The sequence below is a fragment of the Planctomyces sp. SH-PL62 genome (assembly GCF_001610895.1).
GTDB lineage: Bacteria > Planctomycetota > Planctomycetia > Isosphaerales > Isosphaeraceae > Paludisphaera.
On record NZ_CP011273.1, the window covers coordinates 2,343,930 to 2,370,128 of the forward strand.

General features: G+C 71.4%; 20 protein-coding genes. 8 read left to right on the plus strand and 12 right to left on the minus strand.

Features of this window, described 5'->3' with window-relative positions:
* Nucleotides 1-214: 214 nt before the first annotated feature.
* The 4 genes from VT85_RS09015 to VT85_RS09030 form a co-directional block, all read right to left on the minus strand.
* On the minus strand, nucleotides 215-838 hold the full coding sequence (locus tag VT85_RS09015) for a hypothetical protein (protein WP_068413575.1): 624 nt from the start codon (nucleotides 836-838) through the stop codon (nucleotides 215-217).
* Between the two features lie 131 nt (nucleotides 839-969).
* A complete protein-coding gene (locus VT85_RS09020) occupies nucleotides 970-2,580 on the minus strand; it encodes an NAD(P)/FAD-dependent oxidoreductase (protein WP_068413578.1) in 1,611 nt (536 codons plus the stop codon).
* A gap of 34 nt (nucleotides 2,581-2,614) precedes the next feature.
* The gene (locus VT85_RS09025; RefSeq protein WP_068413580.1) at nucleotides 2,615-4,324 is read right to left on the minus strand and encodes a SpoIIE family protein phosphatase; all 1,710 of its coding nucleotides are present in this window, start codon (nucleotides 4,322-4,324) and stop codon (nucleotides 2,615-2,617) included.
* Between the two features lie 67 nt (nucleotides 4,325-4,391).
* Nucleotides 4,392-6,170, minus strand: coding sequence for a serine/threonine-protein kinase (locus VT85_RS09030; protein ID WP_068413583.1), 1,779 nt, complete (start codon nucleotides 6,168-6,170; stop codon nucleotides 4,392-4,394).
* Nucleotides 6,171-6,445: 275 nt separating this feature from the next.
* On the opposite strand from VT85_RS09030, the gene VT85_RS09035 reads away from it, so the two are divergent.
* Together VT85_RS09035 and VT85_RS09040 are read left to right on the plus strand one after the other, a co-directional pair.
* Entirely contained in the window at nucleotides 6,446-7,279 is an 834-nt protein-coding gene (locus tag VT85_RS09035; protein WP_068413586.1) for a hypothetical protein, read from the plus strand.
* A 77-nt stretch (nucleotides 7,280-7,356) separates the two neighbouring features.
* Complete coding sequence (locus tag VT85_RS09040; RefSeq protein WP_068413589.1) at nucleotides 7,357-7,833, plus strand: hypothetical protein; 477 nt, start codon at nucleotides 7,357-7,359, stop codon at nucleotides 7,831-7,833.
* Between the two features lie 106 nt (nucleotides 7,834-7,939).
* On the opposite strand, the gene VT85_RS09045 is transcribed toward VT85_RS09040, so the two are convergent.
* Nucleotides 7,940-9,526: a terpene cyclase/mutase family protein gene (locus tag VT85_RS09045; RefSeq protein WP_068413592.1), complete on the minus strand. Its 1,587-nt coding sequence runs from the start codon at nucleotides 9,524-9,526 to the stop codon at nucleotides 7,940-7,942.
* 234 nt (nucleotides 9,527-9,760) lie between these two features.
* Here VT85_RS09045 and VT85_RS29975 point away from each other — a divergent pair, with 234 nt between their 5' ends.
* The 6 genes from VT85_RS29975 (at nucleotide 9,761) to VT85_RS29040 (ending at nucleotide 18,932) form a co-directional block, all read left to right on the plus strand.
* Nucleotides 9,761-10,642 (plus strand): pentapeptide repeat-containing protein, encoded by an 882-nt coding sequence (locus VT85_RS29975; protein WP_197491184.1) that lies wholly within the window; start codon nucleotides 9,761-9,763, stop codon nucleotides 10,640-10,642.
* Between the two features lie 636 nt (nucleotides 10,643-11,278).
* The gene (locus VT85_RS09055) at nucleotides 11,279-14,425 is read left to right on the plus strand and encodes a tetratricopeptide repeat protein (protein WP_068413594.1); all 3,147 of its coding nucleotides are present in this window, start codon (nucleotides 11,279-11,281) and stop codon (nucleotides 14,423-14,425) included.
* Between the two features lie 362 nt (nucleotides 14,426-14,787).
* On the plus strand, nucleotides 14,788-15,699 hold the full coding sequence (locus tag VT85_RS09060) for a MotA/TolQ/ExbB proton channel family protein (RefSeq protein WP_068413597.1): 912 nt from the start codon (nucleotides 14,788-14,790) through the stop codon (nucleotides 15,697-15,699).
* Nucleotides 15,700-15,798: 99 nt separating this feature from the next.
* The gene (locus VT85_RS09065) at nucleotides 15,799-17,886 is read left to right on the plus strand and encodes a hypothetical protein (RefSeq protein ID WP_068413600.1); all 2,088 of its coding nucleotides are present in this window, start codon (nucleotides 15,799-15,801) and stop codon (nucleotides 17,884-17,886) included.
* A gap of 48 nt (nucleotides 17,887-17,934) precedes the next feature.
* Nucleotides 17,935-18,366 carry a formylglycine-generating enzyme family protein gene (locus VT85_RS29635; RefSeq protein ID WP_197491185.1) on the plus strand — a complete coding sequence of 144 codons (432 nt, stop codon included), beginning with the start codon at nucleotides 17,935-17,937 and terminating at the stop codon, nucleotides 18,364-18,366.
* On the plus strand, nucleotides 18,363-18,932 hold the full coding sequence (locus VT85_RS29040; RefSeq protein ID WP_255376990.1) for a formylglycine-generating enzyme family protein: 570 nt from the start codon (nucleotides 18,363-18,365) through the stop codon (nucleotides 18,930-18,932). Before VT85_RS29635 ends, VT85_RS29040 begins: the two co-directional genes overlap by 4 nt.
* Before the next feature lie 23 nt (nucleotides 18,933-18,955).
* Here the strand turns inward: VT85_RS29040 and VT85_RS09080 are convergent, their stop codons facing one another.
* The 7 genes from VT85_RS09080 to VT85_RS09110 all read right to left on the minus strand — a co-directional run bounded on the left by VT85_RS09080 (nucleotide 18,956) and on the right by VT85_RS09110 (nucleotide 26,150).
* Nucleotides 18,956-20,350: a mercuric reductase gene (locus VT85_RS09080; protein ID WP_068421693.1), complete on the minus strand. Its 1,395-nt coding sequence runs from the start codon at nucleotides 20,348-20,350 to the stop codon at nucleotides 18,956-18,958.
* Nucleotides 20,351-20,531: 181 nt separating this feature from the next.
* A complete protein-coding gene (locus VT85_RS09085; protein ID WP_068413610.1) occupies nucleotides 20,532-21,749 on the minus strand; it encodes an ABC transporter permease in 1,218 nt (405 codons plus the stop codon).
* Nucleotides 21,750-21,759: 10 nt separating this feature from the next.
* Nucleotides 21,760-22,320 (minus strand): Uma2 family endonuclease, encoded by a 561-nt coding sequence (locus tag VT85_RS09090; protein WP_068413613.1) that lies wholly within the window; start codon nucleotides 22,318-22,320, stop codon nucleotides 21,760-21,762.
* Between the two features lie 91 nt (nucleotides 22,321-22,411).
* Complete coding sequence (locus VT85_RS09095) at nucleotides 22,412-23,056, minus strand: ABC transporter ATP-binding protein (RefSeq protein WP_315850940.1); 645 nt, start codon at nucleotides 23,054-23,056, stop codon at nucleotides 22,412-22,414.
* A 52-nt stretch (nucleotides 23,057-23,108) separates the two neighbouring features.
* Nucleotides 23,109-24,431 (minus strand): efflux RND transporter periplasmic adaptor subunit, encoded by a 1,323-nt coding sequence (locus tag VT85_RS09100; RefSeq protein WP_068413620.1) that lies wholly within the window; start codon nucleotides 24,429-24,431, stop codon nucleotides 23,109-23,111.
* A gap of 23 nt (nucleotides 24,432-24,454) precedes the next feature.
* Nucleotides 24,455-25,189 (minus strand): hypothetical protein, encoded by a 735-nt coding sequence (locus tag VT85_RS09105; RefSeq protein WP_156512767.1) that lies wholly within the window; start codon nucleotides 25,187-25,189, stop codon nucleotides 24,455-24,457.
* 364 nt (nucleotides 25,190-25,553) lie between these two features.
* On the minus strand, nucleotides 25,554-26,150 hold the full coding sequence (locus VT85_RS09110) for a glutathione peroxidase (protein WP_409999938.1): 597 nt from the start codon (nucleotides 26,148-26,150) through the stop codon (nucleotides 25,554-25,556).
* Between the last annotated feature and the right edge of the window lie 49 nt (nucleotides 26,151-26,199).

The window sequence follows — 26,199 nt, forward strand, 5'->3', positions numbered from 1 at the left end:
CCCATCGGACGCAACTCGTTACCGAACAAATCTTTAGATCTCGATTTCGGGACCGCCGATTGGCTTCGTTCGGCGCTTTTGATCGACTTCGAAGGGGTGGACGTCTCGCCTCGGCTCGAGTGGCGAGCCCTCTCGACGCGCAACGTCCCCCAACTGGATCATGCCTCCATCTGGCGAATCGGGAGGGACGATTTCGGCCGACCGGGAGCTTTCGTCAGTCGCGCGAGGGGATCGGGCGGGGGGCGTGCGGGGCGTAGGTGGATCGGGCGAGGCGGCGGCTGACGTCGACGGAGAGGCAGAGGAGGGCGGCGGCGACGACGAGGAGGACGACGGCGGCGATCGGACGGAGGAGGTCGTTCGAGAAGAACCGGGCGTCGTCGAAGGTGATCGCGGCGATCGTGGTCCGTAGCAGGATCAGGGCGGCGACGGTCAGGAAGAGGATCGCCCAGCCCTGGAACAGCCGGATCCGCCAGACCGAGGGACGGAGCGCCCAGGCGGGAACGCGCGAACGTCGACCGAGGCCGACGCGGACGCCGGCCGTCGGGATCATGGGACCGTCGGGAGCGTGGCTCCAGGAGCCGTCCCAGCCGTCGGCGGCGAAGTCGTCGGCGAGGGGGTCGAGGTGGTAGGACGAATCGCTGGGGTCGAGTTGCGACCGGACGGAATCGCGGCGAAGGTCGGAGCGGCCGATGGCCGCGACGGGCTCGGGGATCGGGAGGCTCAGGTCGCCGACGTCGAACCGGAAATGGCACTTCGGACAGCGGGCCTGGTGCGGGGCCCTCGTCGCGTGTTCGGGGACTCGGCCCGAAAAACCGCAATTCGGACACTTGATGATCATGCGCGGCTCACGTCCCGTACGGTTTCGCTTCGGGTTGAGCCGACATGGTAATCCGTCGCGGGCGTCGTGAGAAGGATAAGTTATGCGTCTTCTCGAAAAGTTTCCCTCGTCACGCGCCGCGATGGGAAGGGTCAACGTGGCGTGGCGAAGGCGGCGACCAGGGCGCGAGCGGTGCGGAGGCCGTCGACGGCCGCGCTGACGATGCCGCCGGCGTAGCCCGCCCCCTCGCCGCACGGGAAGAGGCCGGCGACGGTCGGGCTCTGGCGGGAGTCGGCGTCGCGAGGGATCCGCACCGGTGAGCTGCCTCGGGACTCCGGCCCGGTGAGGGTGGCGTCGCGGAGGAACCGGCGGTCGAGGCGGCGGTCCATGATCGGCAGGCCCTTCAAAAGCGCCCGCGCGACCTGCTCGGGGAGGAGCGGGCCCAGGTCCATCGCCCGGGTGGCCCCTCGGGTGTAGCTGGAGGGGAGGGCCCCCTTGCTCGCGCGGCCGTTGAGGAAGTCGCGCGCCCACTGGATCGGCGCGGCGTAGGAACGGCCGCCGGCGACGTACGCGGCGCGCTCGTAGCGCTGCTGGAAGTGGACGCCGGCCAGGGGGTGGGAGCTGGTCTGGGCGGGGTCGATGGTGACGACGAGGCCGCTGTTGGCGAACGGGGAGTCGTGCCGACTCTCGCTCATGCCGTTGGAGCAGAAGTAGCCCGGCTCGCTGACGCTGGGCATGACGTAGCCGCCGGCGCACATGCAGAACGTGAACAGGTCGCAGGCCCCGGCGCGGACGGAGAGGCCGTAGTCGGCGGCGCCGAGGGCGGGATGGCCTTCCTTGGGACCGTGCTGGGCCTTGTTGATCTGCTCCTGGGGCTGCTCGATCCGCACGCCGAACTGGAAGGGCTTGGCCAGGAGCGGGACGCCCCGGCGCAGGAGCATGTCGTAGGTGTCGCGGGCGCTGTGGCCGACGGCCAGGATCGCGGCGTCGGCCGGGACGTAGCCGGAGCTGGTCCCCAGGCCGCGGAGCTTGCCGTCGACGATGTCGACGTCCTCGACGCGGCAGCCGAAGCGGACCTCGCCCCCCAGCTCCTCGAGCTTCCGGCGGATGGTGCGGACGATGAGCGGCAGGCGGTTCGAGCCCAGGTGGGGGCGGTGTTCGTAGAGGATGGAGGGCTTGGCGTGGCAGTCGGCGAAGATTTCGAGGACGCGGTGGACGTCCGGGCCGCCGCTGCGCGAGGTGAGCTTGCCGTCGCTGAAGGTGCCCGCGCCCCCCTCGCCGAAGAGGTAATTGCTCTCGGGGTCGACCGGGCCGCCGGCGTCGAACCGGCGGACGTCGGCGACCCGCTCCTTGACGCCCTGGCCGCGCTCCAGGATCAGGGGGCGATAGCCGTTCAGGGCCAGCAGGTAGCCGGCGATCAGCCCGGCGGGCCCGGCGCCGATCACCACCGGGCGGTGTTCCAGCGGTCGGCCCCCCGACTCGGGCCAGTCGAAGGCCTCGGCCTGATAGGGCTGGACGGTGAGCCCGGAGCGGCCCGAGGCCGCGACCGCGCGCTCGGCGGCGTCGGCGGCGAGTTCCAGCTCCATCGCGAAGGTGAAGTGGAGGTCGTCCACGCGGCGGGCGTCGAGCGACTTGCGGAGGATCCGCCAGCCCACGACGGCGTCGGTGCCGAGGCCGAGGCGGCCGGCGGCGCGGGCGGGCAGGGCCTCCTCGGGGTCGTCGAGTTCGAGGCGGAGATTGTTGATCCTGACCGACGTGCTCATGGGAGGCGCTTTCCGGATGCTCTGGCGATGCGGCTCAGACGGGCTTCGGCCCGAAGCAGACGAGGGTGATGTCGTCGGCCTGGACGTGGCCCAGGGAGTATTCGCGGATGTCCTGGAGGATGGCCTTGCCGACGGCCTCGGGGCCGCCGGGCGACTCGGCGATCCGCCGCAGCAGGCGGCGGTCGTCGCGGCAGTCGTAGAGCTGCTCCTGGAGGTTGCGGGAGTCGGTCACGCCGTCGGAGTACACGACGACGACGTCGCCGGGTTCGAGCCGGACTTCGTCCTGGCGGTATTCGGCCCCCTGGACGATGCCCAGGGGGAAGCCGGCGATGTCCTCGCCCACCTCCTCCACCCGGCCGTCGGCCCGGCGGACGATGATCGGCAGGTGGCCGGCCGAGGCCAGCGAGAGGACGCCGCGGCGGGCGTCCAGGACGCAGAGGCTCAGGGTGATGAACTTCTCCTCGATCCCCGCCGAGAAGAGCAGGGCGTTGAGCTCGGCGGCGGCGGCGCCGGGGTCGTTCTCGGTGAGGATGCAGTAGCGGGTGTCCCCGGAGAACTTCGCCATCATCAGCGCCGCGGCGACCCCCTTGCCGGAGACGTCCCCCAGCGCGACCGCCAGCCGGCCGTGGGACAGCGGCACGAAGTCGTAGTAGTCGCCGCCGACCTCGTAGGCCGGCTCGTAGTGGGCGAAGAACTCGTAGCCGGCGATCTGGGGCACCTCCTGGGGGAGGAACCGCTTCTGCACCTGCTCGGCGAGCTTGAGATCGCGGTTGAGACGCTCACGTTCCAGCAGAGACTCGTGGAGCTGGGCGTTCTGGATGGCGATGGCCGCCTGGCCCGCCACGGCCGCCAGCACGTCCAGGTCTTCCTGGTGGAACTGCTTGCGGTCGCTGGTGTCGAGCTGGATGATCCCCACCGCCTCGCCGTTGGGCGTCAGCATGGGGACGCACATCACCGACCGGATCTTGAGGTCGGCGATCGAGGCGCTGGTGGGGAGGTTCTTGTCGGTGCTGGCGTCCTGGCTGAGCACGGCCTTCTTCTGGCCCAGGACGTGGTTCACCAGCGACCGGCTCATCTGCATCGGGGCCTCGTCGGCCGGGGCGCTGGGGTGGAAATTGGTCCGCCCCCGCCCCTGGCGGATCTTGGTGGCCTTGCGCACCAGCCGCTTGGTGAGGGGGTCGACCAGGAGCAGGAAGAGCCGCTCGGCCTGGGGGAAAAGCTCGGCCAGCGAGTCCAGCACCCGGGGGGCGACCTGGTCGATCTTCAGCTCGGTGGAGAGGTCGCGGGTGATCTCCAGGATCGCCCGAAGCTTGACTTCGGGCTTGACCATGCTGGCGACGGAGCTGGACCGGGAGGCGTCGAACGTGTGCAGCGGGGGGATGTCGCACGACTCGCCGTCGGCCAGGATGACGACCTCGCCGTCGGTCCGGTCGGGCTCGCCGGGGACGGCGGAGTGGAACACGAACTCGACGTCGCAGATGTTGATCCGGTCGCCGGTCACGAGCCGGTGCTCGGAGCCTGGGGTCAGCTTGACGTTGTTGACCTTGGTCATGTTCCGCGACTTGAGGTCGCGGACGAAGAAATCCTCCCCGCCCCGATAGATCTCGGCGTGGCGGCGGCTGACCCCGTTGGGGTCCAGCACGATCTGGCACTGCTCGGGCGAGCGGCCGATCACCGTTCGGTCCTGCCCCAGCTCGATGATCTGCCCGGCGGAGTCGCCGTTGGCGCGTTTCAGGAAAGCCATCCCCGTCCTCCGAGACCAGACCCCTCTCGTCGACCCGACTCCAGAGTAGCACGACGACGGCCCGGCGTCATCGGACGGCGAGATCGGTCGTCAACACGCGGTTGCGCAACAGGAGCAGCCGGCCCCGCAAGGCCGTCAGGGCGGGGCGCTGCGCCGCGGCCCCGGTCGCCCCCGGCTGCTCGGTGGCCCGCAACGCGTCGACGACCAGCTCCACGCAGAAATCGATCAAGCCGGGGTCGGACAGGGGGCCGTCCCGCGAGTCCAGGATCCGGCCGAGCCGACCGATGACGCCGTCGACGTCGCGCTTCAGGACGTCGGACGCGGTCTCCAGGACGTCGACGAGCTGCTCGTCGCGGGTCTGTCGCGCCCGCCAGGCCCCGACCTCGCGCGCCAGGGTCCGGATCCGGTCGCCGTCGCGCTCGCGGTACAGCACCCGCCCGAGTTGCAGGTAGGCCGCGGACGCCCATTCGTAGGACTCGGGGAAATAGCCCGGCACGGCCAGCCAGGCGGCGGCGAGCCGGCCCGGAGGCGCGACGAGCTGCGCATGGCGGTACTGCTCCTCGGCGTTCCCCTGCCGCGGCGCCGCCGACCAGCGCGGGCCGAGCCCCAGCGCGGGCGCCGTCGCCGACAGCCGGCCCCGCTCCGCGGCCCGCTCGTCCACCCGTCCCCGCCAGCCGAGGAGGCCCCCGCCGAGCAAGCCCAGCGCGGCCAGCGCGATCAGCAGCCGAGGCCGGCCCCCCGCCGCGGCGCCTCGCCCCAGCATGGTCGCGAGCCCGCCCAGGCCCCAGCCTCGCGGGGCAGGGTCTTCCCCTCCCGGATCCGCATCCGTCCCCGGGTCGGCCGACGACGGGTCGAGCACCGGCGCGGACACGGCCGTCGCCGCGAATCGAGAAGGGAGGGAGGTGAACGCCGAGAGTTCGAGGGCCGTCGAGCCGGCGAGGGTGGTCATCAGGCTGCGGACCCGGGCCAGGTCCGCGAGCATCTCGGTGGCGGACTGGTAGCGGTCATCGGGCTTCTTGGCGATCAGCTTGAGGACCAGGCGGTCCAGCTCGGCCGGGATGTCGGGCCGCCGGACGCGCAGGCTCGCCGGCTGTTCGCGCACGTGCTTGAGCGCCAACGCCAGCGCCGAGTCCGCCCGGAACGGCGGCTCGCCGACGATCATGTGGTAGTAGGTCACCCCCAGCGAGTAAAGGTCGCTGCGGTGGTCCATCGCGTGCCCCTGGGCCTGCTCCGGGCTCATGTACAGGGGCGTCCCCATCGTCGTCCCCTGCTGGGTGACGTGGTGCCCCTCCGCCTCCAGGTCGCGGCAGAGCCCGAAATCCGCCACCTTGAGCCGCCCCTTGCGGGTCAGGAGGAGATTCTCCGGCTTGATGTCGCGGTGGATCAGCCCCACCTCGCCCGCCGCGGCGACCGCCGAGCCCGACTGGCGCATGATTGAAAGCGCCAGGGGGATGTCCAGCGACCCCTTGCGGATCAGGTACTCGCGGAGGTTCGCCCCCTCCACGTACTCCATCGCGATGTAATGGACGCCGTCGGCCTCGCCCAGCGCGTAGACCTGGACGATGTTGGGGTGGTTGAGCTTGGCGACGGCCGTCGCCTCGATGGCGAATCGGCTCAAATAGGCGGGCCGCGACACCCACTCCGGCAGCAGGACCTTCAGGGCCACGTGCCGCTTGAGGCTGATCTGCTCGGCCAGGTAGACCTCGCCCATGCCTCCCCGACCGATCAGTCGATCGACCCGGAAGTCGCCCAGGACCAGCCCCGTCAGGTCACGCGCGGGCTTCTTGGAGGACGAGGGCCAGGCCCCCGTCCGCTCGTTCCCGGCGTCTTGGAGATCGGATTTCATCGCGACGACCGTTGCCTCGACGAAGGGTGGGGGGGGCGGCCGCACCTCCCGGGGGGGCGGACTCCTTTTCGGACGTCCTCATTCTACAATCATGTACGCGGAAACTCCGCGAGGGTTTGCCCGGGATTCCCGGTTTCGGACCCGTCGTCCTGAGAATCCGACCCCCTGCGCGTTGCTCGCGGCCCCGGCGGGGCGATATTGTAAGGTGAACTGAGTGCGCGCCGTTTCCCTTTTCGAACTCGGCGTGTGAGGTCCGAATCGCGGGGGCGACGACCATGAGCAAGACGGGACGATTCGGCGACCGAGGTTTCGTGATCGCCGCATTGATGGGGCTCGCGGCCGCCTTCGGTCCTGGGCTTTGCAGCGCGTCCGGCCAGGATTTCGACCCGGTCCAGGCGGCCTTCGACGAGGCGGCGGCCGACCGTCCCCGAGGGGTCCCGCCGGCGCCGCCCGAGGGGGCCTGGGGCGAGGTCATCAACGTCACCGAACGCTGGCTGGTCCTCCAGAACCACGCCGGCCAGCAGTTCCCGATCGCCGTCGACGACGTCCAGGAGTTCCTGGTCCGCTGGCCCGGCCGGGCCGACCTGATCTCGCCCGAGGCCCTGGTCGAGGCCGTCGGCTTCAGCCCCGGCTCGAACATCATCCGGACGAACCACGTCGACTACTTCGAGGGGGCCGACCGCGTCCTCGTCTCGCCGACGTACGCCGAGATCCTCCCCAACAACATGTCGGTCACCACGATCGACCCGGGCTTCAACCGATTCATGAACGCCTGGGACTACGGCGGCCAGAACCTGCTGTACGGCTGGGCGTATCCGATCCCGCCCGGCATCCAGGGGAACCCCGCGCGGCTGCACGTCGTCGGCAGCCTGATCTTCCCCCAGCCGATCCAGCTCGCCATCCCCGGCAACAACTTCGCCACCATCCTCCCCGAGAACGCCGGCGGCATGACCGTCACCCAGATCACCCGGGGCGACACCCGCTACGTCCGCAAGGGGGACTACGCCTTCATCATGCCCATCGAGGCCCGCCTCCGCGGCCTCCGCGTCTCCCAGCTCGTCGTTTACAAGTCGATGCCCTTCCGGCAATTCAACCCGAACGCCAAGTAAGCGACCATCCCGTCGGGTCGAAAAGCGGGCTCGCCGACGCCTACTTCCCTCGCGGAACGGACGCGGAGGATTCGGCCATGAGGTTTCACCCGGTGCGGATCACGGTCCGGCGCACGATGATCGGGGTCGCGATCCTGGCCGTCGCCTGCGCCGCCGCCTTGCAAGGGTCCGGGGCGCTGGAGCGCCGGGCGAGATATCAAGGCTGGGCTCGACAATACCGCTGGAAGGAAGCGGGATTGCGCGAGCAGGCGGCGGGATTCGCGAACTGCCGAGCGGGCCATCAGGACCTTGATCGCGACTCGGACGACTGCAAGGCCTGTCTCCAGGCGTGGCGAAACGTGCTGCTCAAGGACGAGATCCGGACCCCCGCCCAGGCCGTCGAGGCCCTCGAACGGACGGCCGACGTCCTGAGCCGACGGGCCGAGCGGTTCGAGCGCGCCGCGGCCTGGCCCTGGGTCGAGATGCCGCCTGCCTCGCCGGCCGAGTACAAAGTCTACCAGTTCGTCGAGCAAGGCCACGGGCCGGTCATGGTGGGCTACTTCGACGCCTACTGACCGAATGACTCTCCCATCCGGTCGAGTCGCGGGCTCTCCGACGCCCTCCTCCCTCGCGCGGGGACGGAGTTCGTCCAGTCCGTCGGCCCTCTTCCGGGACGGCTTCTCAGCCCCCTCCGGGAGGCGTCGGGGTTTCGTCCATCCCCGCCTCGTCGGCGGTGCGGTAGAGGGGGAGGTAGCGGTAGTAGACTTCCAGGGTCAGGATGGAGAGGGACGTCTGGAAGAGTCGGCCGCCGGCGTTCCCCCAGCGGTCCTGGCTGGGCGACGACGGGTCCCAGCTGCCGTTGGTGCAATCGTCGTCGCGGACCTGGGTGCGAATCAGGGCCTCGCGGACGTGGGGGTTCCAGCGTTCCCAGTCCTTGCCGCGCATGTTGTGGAGGAGCTGGGTCGCGTAATACCAGTAGTAGATGTTCCGGTCTTCGGACTTCTCCAGGTGGGCCGCGACGCGACCGGCCCCCTTGATCAGCGAGGGATTCTCGCGCCGCCATCCCAGGATCTGGCGGCCGACGAGGGCCTCGGCCGTCATCACGGGGGACGCGGCCTGGTTGGGCTGATAGGCGTACAGGACCTTCTTGCCGTCTGCGGCGGCGAGGTTCAGGTAATCGGTGCAGCCTCGGAGCGTCCGTTTGGGGATCTCCAGCCCGGCGAGGTTGGCGCTCCGAAGGGCGAAGATGTTCCAGCCGAAGACCGAGGTGTCGCCGGCCTGGCCGGGCCGGTATCGCCAGCCGCCGGTCGTGGGGTCCTGGGCCTCCACGATGAACCGGATCGCGCGGAGCGCCGGCTCGCGGAGTTCCGGATCGCGCGACAGGCCGTACGCCTCGCACAGGGCCATCGACGCGATCGCGTGGCTGTACAGCCAGGAGATACCGTTCCCGCCGACGTGCAGGTCGCCGTTCTCCTGCTGATTGGCGCGGAGCCAGTCCAGCCCTCGTCGCACGGCCGCCTGATGCCGACTCTTGACGGTGTGGCTGTAGCCCGCGCCCAGCAGCGGGAGCAAGGCCAGGCCGGTCGCCCCGGTCTGTGAGACGATGGTCCCCTGCGAGGGACAGGCCTGGCAGGTCTCGCTCGCGTTGAGGACCCACGAGCCGTCGGCCTTCTGGTGGCGGACGATCCAGGCCAAACCTTCCTCGACGGCCTTCTCGGAGTGGACCGTCCCCCCCTCGCGGCGGACCAGCTCGGCGCGGCCGATCCCCGAACGCCCGGAGAAGGGCGCCTGGATGTTCATGGACAGGCCGGGCAGCGGTGCGGCCCCCATCAGCGAGGTCGACAGCTCGCTCCGGGGGGCGGGACCGGCGGGCTCGGGGGCGAATGCGACCAGGCCGGGGATCTCGGGTTGGCTCGACAGCTTGATCAGGGGATCGTCCGGGCCGAACCCCATCGACGGCGGGTTCGGATCGTCCAGGTCCGTGAACGGGTCGCCGGAACGGTCGGCCTCGACGAGCGACGTCAGGTCGCCGAGTTCCCCCGGCGGGGACAGCTCCGACGTGAACGCGCGCTCCGGCGCGACGGCCCCCCCCGTCTGGATCAGCAGGGCCAGCAGCAGGAGGGCGAATCCGTGCAGGAGCAGGCTCACCCCCCACGAAGGGACCGACCGCAACGTGCCGTGGCCGATGTCGATCTCGCGGCCGTCCCACACCTGGGGCGCCAGCCCGATGCGCTCCAGAATCCTCAGCGGCAGCTCGTGGAGCCTCATGACTGGAGGGGACTCGCTCGGTAAGGTCGAAGTGGGCCGGGGCGTCGTCCTTCGCCGTCGATCCATTCTAGGAGGCGGCCCTTCGTCATGACCACCCCGACGGGATTCCGTCCCCGCGCGACCATCCTCCGCATCCTGGAACAGGCGGCTTCCCAGCGGCCTCCGTCCCGGAATTTTCCATGCCCCCGCGCGATCTGCGACCCTCGCCCCGCGCAAAAAAAATCCCCGGTCGGAATGACCGGGGACGTATTCTTACCGTTCGTGGAGATCCGCTCGCTCAAGCCTGGGGGACGCCAGGGACGGACGGAACGGCCGGAGCGGCCGGGACGGCCGGGACTTCCGGAGCGGCCGGGACCTCGGGAGCAGCCGGGGCGTCCGGGACGGCCGGGGCCGGGGAGCCGGGGCCGGCGGGGCTCATCGGCGACGGGGGCCGGGGCGGGAGGAGCCGGGACGGCCGGAGCAGCCTCGACGGCCGGAGCGGCTTCGCCCGGAGCGGCCTGGGCGGCCGGGGCCTGGCTGACCGGGGCGACCTTGCTCGGGGCCTGCGCGACCGGGGCGACCTTGCTCGGGGCCTGCGCGACCGGGGCGACCTTCGTCGGGGCCTGGGCGACCGGCGCGACCTTCGTCGGGGCCTGGGCGACCGGGGCGACCTTCGTCGGGGCCTGGGCGACCGGGGCGACCTTCGTCGGGGCCTGGGCGACCGGCGCGACCTTGGTCGGGGCCTGCGCGACCGGCGCGACCTTCGTCGGGGCCTGCGCGACCGGGACGACCTTCGTCGGGGCCTGCGCGACCGGCGCGACCTTCGTCGGGGCCTGCGCGACCGGCGCGACCTTGGTCGGGGCCTGGGCGACCGGGGCGACCTTGGTCGGGGCCTGGGCGACCGGCGCGACCTTGGTCGGGGCCTGGGCGACCGGCGCGACCTTGGTCGGGGCCTGCGCGACCGGGACGACCTTGGTCGGGGCCTGGGCGACCGGCGCGACCTTCGTCGGGGCCTGGGCGACCGGGGCGACCTTCGTCGGGGCCTGGGCGACCGGCGCGACCTTCGTCGGGGCCTGCGCGACCGGCGCGACCTTGGCGGGAGCGGCCGGGGCCGGGACCTGCTTGGAGGGGACCTGAGCCTGCGCGGTCGAAGCCGCAAGGGCTACCGCCGCCACGCTGAACAGCCGAGTGCGAAGCATTGTTGCAATCTCCACGGAAACCGGATCCAGGAAGCGGAAGACTCGAAGACGTTTCCGAGCACGCAGGCTGGTCCAACCTTTCCCAATATACTCGATCAACGACTACGTGCTCTGGGAGTTCTGCGAATTCTCAGCAGAATAAATCGACCTTGAGGCTCTGTCCAGAAATTCCCGGAAAGAATCTCGAGAATCGATCATCTCCTGAAAACCTAGTTCGCCCAAAGACTCTGCAAAAGATACACCGAGAAAACAGAGTTTCCGGCCTCTCTCGTCATTTTGTGGCAAGACTGCCGGCCAGGTCTTAAGGACACGGGTGTTTGGTTCTGTACTCGGAGGTCTGGGCTGCCGATCCCACAGGGGGGGGATGGAGCAGTGGTTATCGGGGGGACGGCCGGCGGATTTCCCGAAGGCTTGAGTAGGGGGAAGGACTGTCGATAATAAGGAGTGGTCAGCTGCGGGGCAGGGAAGGATGGGCCTTGCGATCGGGCTGCGGGGGCTGGGCGTCCTGGAGCTAGTACGCGGCCGGGGCCTCGATCGTTGGAAACGGCTTCGGCCAGGGAAGGGGCGGCGTTTGATGGGGCAGGTCTCGAACGAGAACGGCAGGACGCCGCGAGGCGGCCGAATTGGGCTCGCGAGGCTGGTCCTGGCGCTCCTGGCGGCCTTCCTGGGGGGCGCGGCCTACGGCCAGGACTCGCCGGCCTCGGCTCCGGCCCCGCCGGCGCGAATGCCCGAGGCGCTTCGGTTCGCGCACGGCCTGTTCCGCCAGCGCAAGTTCGACATGGCGGCCGAGGAGTACGCGAAGTTCCTGGAGACGGACCCCGGCCCGCCCCACGGCGACGACGCCCGGTTCGGGCTCGCCAGCGCCCGACTGCTCCAGGGCCTCTACCAGGAGTCCCGCGCCGCCTTCCAGGAATTCATCCGCCGCGCCCCGGAACATCCCCGGGCGCGGACGGCCTGGTATCGCCTGGGGGAACTGTCGTACATGCTCGGCGACCTCCCCGCGGCCCGCGAGGCCCTGGAGCGATTCACGGCCGACCCCGCCGACCATCCCAACCTGGAGACCGCCTGGACCTACCTGGGCGACGTCCGATCGGCCCTGGACGACCCCGCCGGCGCCCGCGCGGCCTACGAACGATCGCTCAAGGCGTTCCCGGACGCGAGGCTCGCGGATCGGGCCCGTTACGGCCTCGGCCGCGCGCTGGCCGCGATGGGCGAGACCCAGCCGGCGCTCGACGTGCTGGAGGACCTGATCCGCCGCGAGCCCCCCGAGTGGGTGGACAAGGCGCGGCTCCAGGTGGGCCGGATCGAGCTGGCCGCCGGCCGCTTCGACGCCGCCGAGAAGTCGCTGGCGAAGGTCGCCGGGCCGGGGCCGCTCCAGGCCGAGGCCCGGCTCCGCCGCGCGCAGGCCCTGATGCGACTGGAACGGCTCGACGAGGCCGCCGACCTGCTGCGCCCGCTGGCCGCCGATCCGGCCGAACCGGCGTCGCTCGAAGCCAGCCTGGACGCGGCCCACGTCGACCTCCGTCGCGGCCGGGCCGAGGACGCGCTGAAGGTCCTGGACGCGGCCATCCCTCGCGCCGGCGAATCGCCGCTGGCGCCGGCCTTGCTCTACCGATCGGCCGAGGCCCTCCGCTCGCTGGGGCGGATCCCCGAGGCCCGCGAAGGGTTCCTCAAGGCCGCCGAAGCCGCCCCGACCGCCTCCTGGGCCGACGACGCCCGGCTCGAAGCCGTGCGCCTGGCCCACCAGGCGGGCGACCACGACGCGGCCCAGAAGCTCGCCGAGGACTTCGCCGCGAAGTTCCCCGACAGCAAGCTCCTCCCCGACGCCCTCCTGATCGAGGCCCGATCGGCGACCGCCGCCAAACGGCCCGAGGCCGCCGTCGCCGCGCTGGAGAAACTCATCGGCGACGGCTCGAAGCCGGTCGAGGCCGCGCCCGAGATCCTCGACGCCGCGCGCTACGAGCTGGCCCTGGCCTACCGCGCCGTCGGCAAGCCCGAGCGGGCCGAGGCGATCCTCGCCACGCTGGCGAAGTCCGGCGGGAAGGGGGCTTCGGCCGACGCGGCGTTCCTGCTGGGCCAGGCCCACCTGGAAGCGGGCCGGTTCGCCGAGGCCGCCGCCGCCTTCGAGAACTCGCTCGAAGCCGCGCCCGACGGCCAGGTCGCCGACTACGCCCTCGCGTATGAGGCCGCCGCCTACCTCGGGCTCGACCGTCGCGACGACGCCGTCGCGGCCATCGGCCGGCTGTCGGAACGATTCCCCAGGAGCCTCGCGCTCCCCCCGGCGCGGCTGCGGGTGGCCGAGGCGCTCGCCAAGGCCGGCGAGCTGCCGAAGGCCGTCGAACAGTTCCGCCCCCTGGTCGAGTCGGCCGAATCCGTCCCGGCCGACCTCAAGGAGCGGGCCGAACTCGGGCTGGCCCGCGCCCAGGCGAAGCAAGGAGACGCGGAAGCCGCGACGAAGACCTTCGACGCGATCCTCGCGAAAACGACCGACGAGGCCCGAGCCGCCGCGCTCGGCCTCGAACGCGCCGGGGTCCTGGAGACGACGGGCAAGCCGGACGAGGCGATCGCGGCGTATGAGGCGGTCGAGGCCCGCGCGCCGAAGCTCGACGCGGCCCTGCACGCCGCGCTGGCGCGGGCTCGGCTGCTGGCGAAGGATCACCCCCAGCAGGCGGCCGATCTCCTGGGCAAGCTCCTGGAAGGAGAAGAGGCCCGCGCCCGGCTCAAGGCGATCGGCCAGCCGATCGACGCCCTGATCGCCGACCGGGGGTGGGACCTGATCGACGCGGGGAAGATCGACGAGGCCGACGAGGCGTTCGCGGAGTTGCTGCGCGACTTCCCCGACGGCCCGTACGGGGCCGACGCCCGCTTCAACCTCGCCGAATCGGCCAACGAGCGCAAGGACTTCGCCGAGGTCGTCCGGCTGCTGGCGCCGCTCCTCGAACCCGGATCGCCCGACGCCCCCAGGCTCCCCGAACGGCTCGCGCCCGACGTCCTCTACCGCCTGGGCCGCACCCGCATCGAACGCGGCGAGTGGGCCGAGGCCGCCGCGACGCTCGACCGCCTGATCGCCGAGGCCCCCGCGAGCCCCCGAATCCGCGAGGCCCGCTTCCTCCGCGCCGAGGCCGCGCTGCGGCAGGACCAGTTCGAGGCCGCCGAGAAGGCCCTCGCCGAGCTGATCGCCGCGCCGGCCTCGCCCGACGACCCGCCCGACCTGGTTCGGCTCGCCCGCGAACGTCGAGTGCAGTGCCTGCTCGGCCTGAAGCGATGGCAGGACGCGCTCGACGAGGCCGACGCCCTGAAGGGGACGATCGCCGAGCCCGCCGCGAAGGACCCGGTCGAGTTCGCCCGCGGTCGGGCCTTGCTCGGCCTCGGCCGCCTCGACGACGCCCGTGCGGCGTTCCAGGCGGTGATCGACTCGCGCAAGTCCGGCGACCTCGCGGCCCAGGCCCAGCTCATGCGCGGGGAAGCCTACTTCCACGAGGAGCAGTTCCTCCAGGCGCTCCGGGAGTTCCTCCAGGTGGACATCCTCTACAACAACGCCCCGCGCCGGCAGGCCGCCGCCCTGCTCGAAGCCGGCAAGGTCTACGAGCGGCTGGCCCGATGGAGCGAGGCCGCCGAAACTTATGAACGCCTGACGATTCGTTTCCCCGAAGACCCCTGCGCGGCCGAGGCCGGCAAGCGCCGCGAGGCCGTCCTGGCCGAGCACGGGGCGAAGCCATGAACGAGTCGCGACCCGGAACGGAAGCCGAACGCCCGACGAGCGGAGAGCGACGCGATGACGGGGGAGGACGAGCGACACGGCCGCAATAACGAACGGTCTTCCCCCCTCGCGGGGGAAGACAGACCCCGAAGGGGTCAGATGAGGGGGTGACGAGCCGGGAAGCCGTCGGCATTCGCAGTCCGGCCGCACGAAACGCCGACGGTCTTCGTGCTCGTCACCCCCTCATCCGGCCCTCCGGGCCACCTTCCCCCGCGAGGGGGGAAGGACGTTATGGTTCGAACTCGGATTGCCGACGGTCGATGTATTGGCCTTTCCCCGCGAAGGGGAAGGGCGTTGGGAACGACCAGGGAAGGAGCCCGTTGATGATCGTTGGGAGTCGGAGAGGACCGGCCGTCGCGACGGCCCTGATCGGGATCGTGCTGCTGGCGGCGCCCTCGGCCTTCGGGGCCGAGCCTCCGAAGCCGGACCTTTCGGTCGACATCCAGCGCCGGATGGCGCGGACGCTGGGCGACGTGCTGGTCTGGTATGAGCGGACGCCGGCGGGCGAGCGGATGGCCTGGGGAGGGCTCGGGGCGTGCGTGGCGCTCGGCGTCTGCGTGACGCTGGAGCGGGCGGTCCGCCTGCGGCGACGGTCGGTGATCCCGAACGACTTCCTCGCCCGGTTCCTGGACCGGCTGCACGAGGGGAGGCTCGACGGCGGCAAGGCGCTCGATTACTGCGAGATGCACCCCAGCCCGGCCGCGCGCGTCGCCCTGGCCGCGGTGAGGCGATGGGGACGGCCGGCGGTGGACCTGGAACGCGCCGTGGGGCTCGCCCATCGCTGGGAGTCCGAACAGCTCCGGCGCAACGTCGGCACGCTGCGGCGGATCACGGCGATGGCGCCGCTCGTCGGCCTGCTCGGCTCGCTGCTCGCCGCCGACCGCCTGATGCGCGAGAACGGCGACGCGACGCTCGCGCAGGCCCTCCCCGCCCTGGCCGACGCGCTCTCCCCGTTGATCTCCGGCGTGGCCGTGGGGGTCGTCGCGATGGTCCTGTACGACATGCTGACGACCCGCGTCGAGCGCCTCGGCGCGGCCCTGGACCGCCTCGGGGCCGAGACGATCGACGCCGTCGCCATGACGACGGTCGTCGCCGCGCCGACCCTGGCGTCGTACCCGTCCACGCCCCACATCCGGCTGGGCGAGCCGAGCGTCGAACGTCGGCCGATCGTGTCGATCCCGGTGCGCGAGTCGGCCCCCCGACGGCTCCGCGACGAGCCGTCCCTCGGCGCCTGAGGACTTCGAACCGGGGCGTCGGGTGCGGAATCCGACGCTTTCGACTATGCTGAGACGTGGCGGAAGGACGGGCCCCATCGCGAGGCGAGGCGTGCGACGATGACCGGACTGGACCTGGAATCGTTCCTGCTCCTGCTCAAGGCCGACCTCGGCGCCTGGGCTCTCGTGGCGCTGGCCTCCCTGATGCTGGCGATCCTGGTCTGGGTGAGCTGGGGCTCGCGGCAGGCGATCCGCAAATGCCTGGCGCTGTCGATCGCGGTGCACGCCGCGCTCCTGATGGGGGGCAGCAGCGTGCCGGCCGTGATGCGGGCGCTGAACCCCCAGCGGGCCGAGGACGACGGCGAGGAGCACATCCGGCGAATCCGGGTCTCCCCCGTCCCCGAGCCCGACGCCGCCGGAGCCTCGTCCGACGTCCGCCCCTTCGCCTCGCTGGAAGACGGCCCCGGCCGCGCCCGCCCCGCGCCGGTGGATCGGCTGGACGAGCCGGTCGCACTGGCGGCCCGGAGGCTCGACGCGACCAGGCCGCCGGTCGATCCCGAGTCGGCCCGGGCGCCCCTGCCGGAGCCGTCCACGCCGCCGCCGCTGGAAATCGTCGAGACGACGCCCGCCTCGCCGGCGCTGCCGACGCCCGCCGCTCCCGAGGAGCCGCCGACGCCCCTCGCCACGCCGCTCCCCGCCGACGCCCCCCCGGAGGCGATCGCGGCGACGGACGACGCCACGCTAAACGCCCCGGAGGCCCCCGCCCCCGAGCCGCCTCCCGAGGCCGAAACCGCCGCCGCAGTCGACCGGGGGAGCCTCCTCCCGCCCGGCGAAGGTCGGCTCCGATCGGGAAGGCCTCGACCCCGGCCGGGATCGCCCCCGCGCGTCGATCCGGCGGCGGAGACGCTCGCGCCGCCCCCGCTGGCGATGGCGACGCCCCGGCCCCGCCCGGCTCCCGCGCCCCGGCCCGAGCCCTCTCCGGCCGACCTGGCGACGCCCCGCGGGCCGATCACCGAGGTCCCGAGGATCTACCGATCGCGGCTGGACGTCGATCGCTCGGCGAGGGCGGAGCGGTCGGGCGCCAGCACGGCCAGCGAGCAGGCCGTGGAGCGCGCCCTCGACTGGCTCTCCCGGCACCAGGACGCGGACGGCCGCTGGGACGGCGGCACGGCCCGCTACGCCGACGGCGAGGTCGTCTCCGGCGACGACGACTTCACCGTCCACTGCCCCGCGGGCCAGACCTGCTTCGGCGAGTGCGCCTACTGGGAGGCCGACACCGGCCTGACCGCGCTCGCCCTGCTGACCTTCCTGGGGGCCGGCTACACCCACGAGGAGGGGAAGTACGCCACCACCGTCTCGCGGGGCCTGGGCTTCCTGCTCCGCCAGCAGAAGCCCGACGGCGACCTCCGCGGCGTCAGCAAGACCGTCGGCATGTACTGCCACGCCATGGCCACGCTCGCGCTTTGCGAGGCTTACGCCCTCTCGCTCGACGACCGCTTGCGCTCCGGCGCCGAGCGGGCCGTCGGCTTCCTGGGCCGCTCCCGCGCCCGCGACGGCCTCTCCTGGCGGTACGCCCCCGGCGCCCCGATCGGCGACACCAGCATCCTCGGCTGGATCGTCATGGCCTTGAAGTCGGCCCGCGAAATCGGCGTCCCGATCGCCGACCAGGCGTCGCTGGAGCAGGGGGCCGTCGCCTGGCTGGAGCGGGTGGCCGACGGCGACGCCAAGGGCCTGGCCAAGTACCAGCCCTGGGAGGACGTCACCCCGACCATGACCGCCGAGGCCTGGGCCTGCCGCCAGTTCCTCGGCGTCGGCGGCCCCGGCCCCGCCAGCTCCGAGGCCGCCGCCTTCCTCCTCAAGCACGACTCCGACAAGGGGAAGACGAACGTTTACTACTGGTACTACGCCACCCTCGCCATGTACCAGCACGGCGGCCGTCCCTGGGCCGAATGGAACAACCGCCTGCGCGACCGCCTCGTCGGCCTCCAGCGCCAGACCGGCCACCAGGCCGGGAGCTGGGACCCCGACGACAGCGTCTACGGCGCGCGCGGGGGCCGCATCTACAGCACGACCCTCGCCGCCCTCAGCCTGGAAGTCTACTACCGCTACCTCCGCCTCTACGACGAACCGAGCCTCCCCGAAGACCACGACGACGATCCGCTCGAAAACCTCCCGGCCCTCGATTCGCCCGGCGAGCCCACGCGCTGAGCGGGTCGTGAAGCGGCCGCCGCCGATCCCATGAAGAGGTCCACCCCGATGATCCGACAGCGGGTGATTCTGAGGGCGATCGGCGTCGGCCTGGCCGTCGCGTGGGGGGGCGACGTGGGGGCCGAGGAACCCGCCCCGCGCCCGCACGCGAGCTACGTCGAGGCCATCCCCGACTCGGCCGTCCGCTTCGAGATGGTCGCGATTCCCGGCGGGACGTTCACGATCGGCAGCCCTCCGGGCGAGCCGGGCCGCGACGACGACGAGGGCCCGCGCCAGCCCGTCGCGATCCGCCCGTTCTGGATGGGCAAGCTGGAAGTCACCTGGGACGAGTACAACGAGTTCCGCAGGGGGAAGACCGTCTCGAACCGGACGAACGCCGAGGCCCTCGCCAAAGACGCCGACGCCGTCACCCGCCCCACGCCCCTTATCCCGATGAAACCTTCGGCTACGGCCGCGACGGCCGTCCGGCGATCGCCGTGAGCCATCACGCGGCGATGGAATATTGCTACTGGCTCTCCCGGAAGACCGGCAAGACCTACCGGTTGCCGACCGAAGCCGAATGGGAGTACGCCTGTCGCGCCGGGACGGAGACCGCCTACTCGTTCGGCGGCGACCCGGAGAAGCTCAAGGAATACGCCTGGTATTTCGACGACGCCGAGACGCCCATGCCGGTCGGCAAGAAGAAGCCCAACCCGTGGGGCCTGCACGACATGCACGGCAACGTGGCCGAATGGTGCCTCGACCGCTACGCCGCCGACGCCTACTCCCGGCTCCCTCAGGACCGTCCGGCCGTCGGTCCCACCCTCCTGCCGAAGGAAGCCCCGTACCCGCACGTCGCCCGGGGCGGCTCCTGGGACGACCCCGCCGCCGACTGCCGCAGCGCCGCGCGACGGGGCTCCGACCCGAGCTGGAACGAGCTGGACCCGGACGGGAGCATCTGGTGGGTCTGGGACGCCCCCTTCGTGGGCTTCCGCGTCGTGCGGGCCGTCGAGGAGCAGGAGGACCTCAAGGGCGTGCGCTCCCTGGTCCGGAGACCGGCCGATTGAATGGCAAGCCCCCGAACCTCGTCCTACTCCTCGAGATGGGCGAACAGGTTGTTCAGGCCCCTGGCCAGGGTCGGGTGGGAGAACATGTCGTCCCGCAGCCGCTGGTAGGGGAGGCCGCCCATCATCGCCAGTTGCACCATCGACATGATCTCCCCGCCCTCGACGGCGAGGGCCGTACAGCCCAGGATGAGGTCCGTCTCGGCGTCGACCACGGCCTTGAGGATGCCGCGAGACTCGCCGATTTCAAGGGCTCGCGCCACCTGGCTCATCGGCAGACGCGCGATTCGCACCCGACGTCCGCGCTCGCGCGCCTCCTTCTCGGTCAGCCCGACGCGGCCGAACTGGGGATCGGTGAACACGGTGAACGGCACCAGACGCCCGGCGGTCGTGCGGCCGGCGTCGTGGAGGAGGTTCTCCCGAAGGATCTGATTATCGTTGTGCGAGACGTGGGTGAAGGCCGGGCCGCCGTTCACGTCGCCGAGGGCGTAGACCCCGGGTACGTTGGTCTCCAGCCGAACGTCGACCGGGATGAAGCCCCGGTCATCCGTCCGCACTCCGGCCGCCGTCAGGTTCAAGGACTCCGTATTCGGCGTCCGACCGGTGGCGACCATCAGGTGCGAGGCCGTCAACTCGCGGCTTCGCCCATCCACTTCCACGGTCAGGCGTATCTCCTGAGCGCTCCCCGCGACCCGCGTGGCCTTCGCGTCCAGGATGACCTCGACGCCATCCTCGCGGAGGATCTCGGCGAGCGCCTCGGCCATGTCGGGATCTTCCCTGCGGAGCAGTTGCCCGCCCTTCTGGACGAGCGTCACGCGGCTGCCGAAGCGGCGGAACATCTGGGCGAACTCGACCCCGATATACCCGCCGCCGAGGACCAGCAAGTGGTCCGGGGTGGCCTCGAGCCCGAGGATCCTGGTGGAGTCGAGCCAGGGCGCGGAGTCCAGTCCGGGGATCTCCGGGCGCGCCGGGCGGCAACCGACGTCGATGACGACCAGCTCGCCGGAAAGCTCGCGGACGCCGCCGCCGTTCAGCTCGACCCGGACGGTGCGCGGGCCGGTGAACCAGCCTTCCCCGCGGATCAATTCCACCCCCTCCGCTTCTTCGAGCTGTCGCTCGCTCCCGGCGCTGAACTCCTCGACGATGGCACCCGTGCGGGCGCGGACCTCCTGGAGCCGCACGGCGACGGGCCCGGTGTGGACGCCGAAGTCGCGCGCCCGACGGGCCAGGTGGGCGACCCGGGCGCTGGCCGCCATCGTCTTGGTCGGCGTGCAGCCGACGTTGACGCAGGTCCCGCCGATCTTGCCCTTTTCGATCAGGGCGACCCGTCGGCCCGCCCTGGCGAGCGACCGAGAAAGAGGGTTGTTCGCCTGTCCGGCGCCGAGCAGGACCGCGTCGAATTTTTCCGGCCGATCTGCCATCGAAAACTGCTCCTGCATGATGCCGTGTTTTCCAGGATGGCGAGATAAGCGAGAACGATGCCGCCGGCTCGAACGGCCGTCGAGATTCTGGGAGCCTGTCGCAGCGACGCGCCGCCCGCGAAAGCTCGGGAGGCCCGTGGAGCAACCCTCGACGGGGCGATTCCGGCTCTCGGACACAGTCCTACTCGTGCCGGAGCGCATCGATGGGGTTGAGCAGCGACGCCTTGACGGCGGGGACGAGGCCGAAGACGACGCCGGTGAGGGTGGAGACGCCGAAGCCCAGGGCCACGGCCCAGAGGGGGATGACGACGTCGACCATCCGGGGATGGAGGCTCGCCAGGGCGCATAGGCCGTAGCCCAGGGCGACGCCCGCCGAGCCCCCCAGGAGGCTGAGCGAGACGGCCTCGGTGAGGAATTGGAGGCAGATGTCCCGCCTGCGCGCGCCGACGGCCTTCCGCAGGCCGATCTCGCGGGTGCGCTCGGTGACGCTCACCAGCATGACGTTCATCACGCCGATGCCGCCGACCAGCAGCGACACGCCGACGATCCCGGCGAGCACGGCGGTCGCCACCAGGCTCATGCTGTTGAAGGCGTCCAGGATCTCGTCCTGGGTCATAATCTTGAAGTCGTTCGGCTGATACGCGTCCAGCCGGTGCCGGCGCCGCAGCAGGTTGATGATCTGGGCGCGGGCCTCCGGGACCGCCTCTTCCGAGACCGCCTGCGCCGTGGCCGCCATCCGCCGGAGCTGGGCGGGGTACATCTTCAGCGCCGTGGTGTAGGGGACCAGGATCAGCTCGTCCTGGCTGTTGCCGAGGAAGCTCCCCTTCTCGGACAGGACGCCGACGACCGAGAACCGACGGCCCGCGATCAGGAGCGTGCGGCCGACGGGGTCGTCGCCGAGCTCGAGCTTGCGGACCACCTCGCGGCCGAGCATGCAGACGGCCCGGCGCTCCTCGACGTCGACCACCGAGAACGGCCGCCCCGCCGCCACGTCGAAGTTGCGGATCGCCAGGTAGTCGGCCGACACCCCCTCGAGCGCCGCCCGAAGCTCGTCGCGACCGGCCTGGACCAGCACCGCGTCCGACCGCACCAGCGGCGAGAGCCGCCGCAGCGCCGGGCAGTTCTCCTGGATCGCCGCGAGGTCGCGCTCGTCCATCGCGATCCGCCCCAACCGACGCCCCGCCTCGCCCCCCGGCCGCTCGGGCCAGACCCACATCGCGTTCGTCCCCAGCCCCTGGAGGAACTCCGAGACGTACCGCGTGAAGCCCTGCACCACCCCCACCACCGTCAGCGTCGACGTCACCGCGATCACGATCCCCAGCACCGTCAGCATCGACCGCAGCCGATGCGCCCAGATCTGCTCGAACGCGTTCCCGATGTTCGCCAGCGCGATCCGCATCAACAGCCCCTCACTCGAACAAGCTACCGACCGCTACCTCGAAACCCGGCAGGACCGCGTCGAACCGGAGCACGTCGTCCGGCCCCAGCGCGACCGGGGGCGTCTCCACGCCGAAGACGTGGGCGGTCCGCCGATCCGGGTCGAGGACGACGACCACCAGGACGCCCGCGTTCAGGTACTCGGCCGCCTTCTCCAGCGCGTTCCTCCAGCGATCGCTGGGCGAGAGCACCTCGCACACGATCTCGGGGGTCTCCGGCCCGTAGCCGACGTTGTCGGCCTCGACCGGGAGCCTCGCGAAGCTGTAGTAGGCCACGTCCGCGCCGCGGACCGTGTCCGGATCGCGCCGCGTCACGATCGCCGAGTCGTTGCCGAAGACGCGCCCGAGCGGATGTTCCTCCAGGAATCGCGAGAGCCGGTAAACGATCCTGGCGCAGACGAAACCGTGGCGGCGGTTCGGGGGCGGCGACATGACGATTCGTCCTCGCACCAGCTCCTCGACGAAGCCCGAGTCGGGGCGGCGGGCGAATTGTTCGGCCGTCGTCAGGGCGGGCGTCTGTTCCACGGTCGCCATGGGGGGCTCCTTTCGCTCGATCCGTCCGGTCGTCCGTCGTGATTGTCCCAGAGAGGGTGCGGGAGCGTCCATCGGGATCGCTCGGCCGCGGTCAAAGCTCGCGGCACTCGTCCGACTCGACGAGGCCGTCGCGGATGCGGACGATGCGGCGGCAGCGGGCGGCGACATCGGGCTCGTGGGTGACGACGACGATGGTCTGGCCTTCGCGGTGGAGGTCGGCGAAGAGGGCGAGGATCTCGTCGCCGGTCTGGGTGTCAAGGTTGCCGGTCGGCTCGTCGGCGAGGAGCAGGGCGGGGCGCTGGACGATCGCTCGGGCGATCGCGACCCGCTGGCGCTGGCCGCCGGACATCTGGTTCGGGCGGTGGCCCATCCGGTCGCCGAGGCCCACCCGCTCGAGCGCCTCGACGGCCCGCCGACGCCGCTGGGAGGGGGACGCGCCCGAGTAGATCATCGGCAGTTCCACGTTGCTCAGGGCCGTCTGCCGCGCCAGGAGTTCGAAGGTCTGGAAGACGAACCCGATCCGACGCCCCCGCACCTGCGCCAGCTCGGCCTGGGAGAGGGCGGCGACGTCGCGGCCGTCGAGGCGGTACGAGCCGCTCGTCGGGACGTCGAGGCATCCGAGGATGTTCATCAAGGTGGATTTACCCGACCCGGACGGCCCCATGACGGCCAGCATCTCGTTCGAGCCGATCGCCAGGTCGACGCCCCGCAGCGCGTGGACCGTCTCGTCCCCCACGCGGTAGAGCTTCGCGACCCGTTCCAGGAGGATGACCGAGGCGTCTTCGATCTCAGCCCTCCTTCTCCAAATCGGCCGGGGAGGCGACGGGGAGGACGGCGTCGCCGTCCTTCATCTCGTCGAGGGCGTGGAACGGGCCGACGACGACGCGGTCGTCCTCGCGAAGCCCGGCCAGCACCTCGACCCGGCGCTCGTCGCTGAGGCCGGTCTCGATCGGCCGGGCGCGGGCGACGCCCGCTTCGAGCACGTAGACGACCTTGAGGTAGCGCTGCTCGGCGTCGCGGACCTTCTCGCCCGGCGGTCGCGCCGAACGCTCGGCCCACTCGCGGATCAGGGGCGTGTCGGGGAGTTCCTTGCGGCGGCGGTGGACGACGGCCTGGGCCGGGACCGAGAGCGCGGCGTCGCTCTGGCGGACCTCGATCTCCACGGTCACGCTCATCCCGGGCCGGAGCGGGGGCCGGTCGGACTCGGAGCCGGTGCCGGTCGACCCCGGGACGTCCAGGTCGATCAGCGTCTCGAAGCCGACGACCTCGTCCTTCTTGACCTTCCCCTGGGGGGAGACGCGGTCGATCCGGCCGGCGAGGGGGTGGAGCTGATCGGCCTGGAGGAAGACGTGGGCGACCTGGCCTCGGCGGACGAGCGGCACGTCGGTCTCGTCGACGTCGGCCCGCACCCGCATGCGGTCGAGGTCGCAGACCTTCATCAGGACCGATCCGGGGAGGTTCGTGGTGCCGGCGATGACGATCTCGCCGACGTCGACCTCCAGGTTGGAGACGACGCCGTCGATGGGGGCGCGGATCGTCGTGCGCCGGACTTCTTCCAGGGTGGCGCGGCGCATCGCCTCGGACTCGCTCAGCTCGTTGCGGCTCATCGCCAGGGCGGCCTCGGCCTTGGCCAGCAGGGTGAACGAATCGGCCAGCTCGGTCGGGGTGGAGAAGCCGCGACCGGCCAGCTTGGAGGAGAGCTCGGCGTCGCGCCGGGCCTTCTTCAGCTCGGAGTCGGCCTGGTCGATGGCCGCCGACAGCCGGGAGATCCGGGCCGTGGTGGAGTCGAGCTTCGCCTGGGCGTCGGTCGGGTCGATCTCGACGAGGACGTCCCCCTTCTTGACGGGGTCGCCCTCCTTGAAGTTGACGGCGATCACCCGGCCGATGATCTGGCTGGCGATCTCGGCCTCGTCGACCGACTCGATCTTGCCCGAGGCGGTGATGGTCCGAATGATCGTCGCCCGCGCGAGCGGCTCGGCCAGCACCTTCCGGGGCGGCGTGCCGACCAGGGTCCAGTCCAACTTGACGCCCCCCGGCTCGCGCGCGGCGTTCAGCGCCGCCAGCCCCACGGCCAGGACGCAGACCCCCAGGATCGACGTGAGACGCAACATCGCCCGCCCCCCTCATCGCGCCGTCAGGGCGCGGCCAACGCCAGTCGCATCGCCGATCCCACGAGCAGCCCGACGCCGACGCGCGAGGCCGCCTCGACGGCCGCCAAAAACGCGCACAGGGCCAGGGCCGTCGCCAGGCCCGCATCGCCCCGGCGGCGCCCCGCCAGGGCCGTCGCCAGCCATCCCAGGGCCGCGAAGACGTCGACCCGGCGCAACGACAGCCAGGCCGCCGCGCCGTAGGTCCCGGCGGGCAGGAACAAGGCCAGCGACGTCTCCACGTCTTCCTCGGCGCGGCGGAGCCAGGCCACCAGGCCCAGGCGGACGGCCAGGCCGAGGACCCACCAGCCCTGGACCCGGGCGCAGTCGACCCAGGCTCGCTGGAACTTCCAGCCCCGACCCGCCAGGGCCGCGCACGCCGTGAAACCCACGGCCGCCGCCGCCGCGCGAAGCGCCAGCAGCGCCGGCTCGAACACGAAGTCGCCCAGGAGCCGGATCGTCGCCCAGAACGGCAGCGCGGCCCGCTGGAGGTCCACCGCCTTGCGTACGGCCTCGTCGCTCGGCGCGGCCGCGCCGTCGCGCTCGATCCGCGTCACGCCCCCCTCGACGGCCGTCGCCAGCGCCGCGGTGCGACCTCCAGTGGCCCACATCGCCCCGTAGAGGAGCAGCGTCAGGCCGACCCAGAGGCCCAACACGGGCGCCCCGCGCGCCTCCCGGCGCGGACTCGTCTCGAATGCATCACCGGCCGCAACGCGATCCATCGTTCCTCCCCGCTCGATCTACCCCGCAAGCGGGCCGGAGGTTTCAAGCCGGGGCCGTCTCGACGCGCCCTCTGGTTGGGAAGACGCGGTCGAAGGTCAGACGCGGGAGGCCGTTTCGGCGTCCGCGCGATGACGGTCTTCCCCCCTCGCGGGGGAAGACAGACCCCGGAGGGGTTAGATGAGGGGGAGGACGGGCCGGGGAGCCGTCGGGATTCGCAGCTCGGCCGCTTGAAACGCCGACGGTCTTCGAGCTGGTCGTCCCCCTCATCCGGCCCTGCGGGCCACCTTCCCCCGCGAGGGGGGAAGGACGTGATGGATCGGAGCGGCACTTCGATGGAGCCTCTCGGCGGGAGTCGCCTTGGGCTCACTTCTCGGCGAGGGCTTTCTCCAGGGCCGCCTGGACCTCGGGCGATTCGGGCGTGGTCTTGGGGTCGAAGCGGGCGATCACCTCGCCCTTGCGATTGACGAGGAACTTGGCGAAATTCCAGCCGATCGGGCCGGCGTAGCTGGGGTTGGTCGTCTCGCTGGTGAGGAAGGAGTAGAGCGGATTGATGCCCTCGCCCTTGACGACGATCTTCGAGAAGAGCGGGAAGGTCACGTTGTACTTGGTGCTGCAAAACTCCTTGATCTGCTCGTCGCTGCCGGGCTCCTGGGCGCCGAACTCGTTGGCGGGGAACGCGAGCACTTCCAGGCCCTGATCCTTATACTTCTTGTAGACTTCCTCCAGGCCCTTGTACTGCGGGGTCAGGCCGCACTGGCTGGCGGTGTTGACGATCAGGAGCACCTTGCCCTGGTACTGGGACAGGGCCACGTCGCCGCCGTCGATGTCCTTGACGTGGAAATCGAGCACCGAGGTCGGCTTCTTGTCGTCGGCCCGCGCGGTCGGGGTGGTCGCGAAGCTCGCCAGGATCAGGCCGAGGGCGGGGAGGATCGTACAGGCGATCAGGATTCGTCCGAGCACGGGGGAGTCCTCAGTAGGGGTGGGCGGATCGGGGGGACCGGCGGCGTCG

Bases quoted from the DNA above. Each gene is read 5' to 3' on its own strand.
- VT85_RS09090 (WP_068413613.1), bottom strand. From the start codon at position 22,320: ATGGCGACCGTGGAACAGACGCCCGCCCTGACGACGGCCGAACAATTC.
- VT85_RS09045 (WP_068413592.1), bottom strand. From the start codon at position 9,526: ATGAGGCTCCACGAGCTGCCGCTGAGGATTCTGGAGCGCATCGGGCTG.
- VT85_RS09040 (WP_068413589.1), top strand. From the start codon at position 7,357: ATGAGGTTTCACCCGGTGCGGATCACGGTCCGGCGCACGATGATCGGG.
- VT85_RS09020 (WP_068413578.1), bottom strand. From the start codon at position 2,580: ATGAGCACGTCGGTCAGGATCAACAATCTCCGCCTCGAACTCGACGAC.
- VT85_RS09100 (WP_068413620.1), bottom strand. From the start codon at position 24,431: ATGTTGCGTCTCACGTCGATCCTGGGGGTCTGCGTCCTGGCCGTGGGG.
- VT85_RS09030 (WP_068413583.1), bottom strand. From the start codon at position 6,170: ATGAAATCCGATCTCCAAGACGCCGGGAACGAGCGGACGGGGGCCTGG.
- VT85_RS09060 (WP_068413597.1), top strand. From the start codon at position 14,788: ATGATCGTTGGGAGTCGGAGAGGACCGGCCGTCGCGACGGCCCTGATC.
- VT85_RS09055 (WP_068413594.1), top strand. From the start codon at position 11,279: ATGGGGCAGGTCTCGAACGAGAACGGCAGGACGCCGCGAGGCGGCCGA.
- VT85_RS09035 (WP_068413586.1), top strand. From the start codon at position 6,446: ATGAGCAAGACGGGACGATTCGGCGACCGAGGTTTCGTGATCGCCGCA.
- VT85_RS09105 (WP_156512767.1), bottom strand. From the start codon at position 25,189: ATGGATCGCGTTGCGGCCGGTGATGCATTCGAGACGAGTCCGCGCCGG.
- VT85_RS09065 (WP_068413600.1), top strand. From the start codon at position 15,799: ATGACCGGACTGGACCTGGAATCGTTCCTGCTCCTGCTCAAGGCCGAC.
- VT85_RS09085 (WP_068413610.1), bottom strand. From the start codon at position 21,749: ATGCGGATCGCGCTGGCGAACATCGGGAACGCGTTCGAGCAGATCTGG.
- VT85_RS09080 (WP_068421693.1), bottom strand. From the start codon at position 20,350: ATGGCAGATCGGCCGGAAAAATTCGACGCGGTCCTGCTCGGCGCCGGA.
- VT85_RS09025 (WP_068413580.1), bottom strand. From the start codon at position 4,324: ATGGCTTTCCTGAAACGCGCCAACGGCGACTCCGCCGGGCAGATCATC.
- VT85_RS09015 (WP_068413575.1), bottom strand. From the start codon at position 838: ATGATCATCAAGTGTCCGAATTGCGGTTTTTCGGGCCGAGTCCCCGAA.
- VT85_RS29975 (WP_197491184.1), top strand. From the start codon at position 9,761: ATGACCGGGGACGTATTCTTACCGTTCGTGGAGATCCGCTCGCTCAAG.
- VT85_RS29635 (WP_197491185.1), top strand. From the start codon at position 17,935: ATGATCCGACAGCGGGTGATTCTGAGGGCGATCGGCGTCGGCCTGGCC.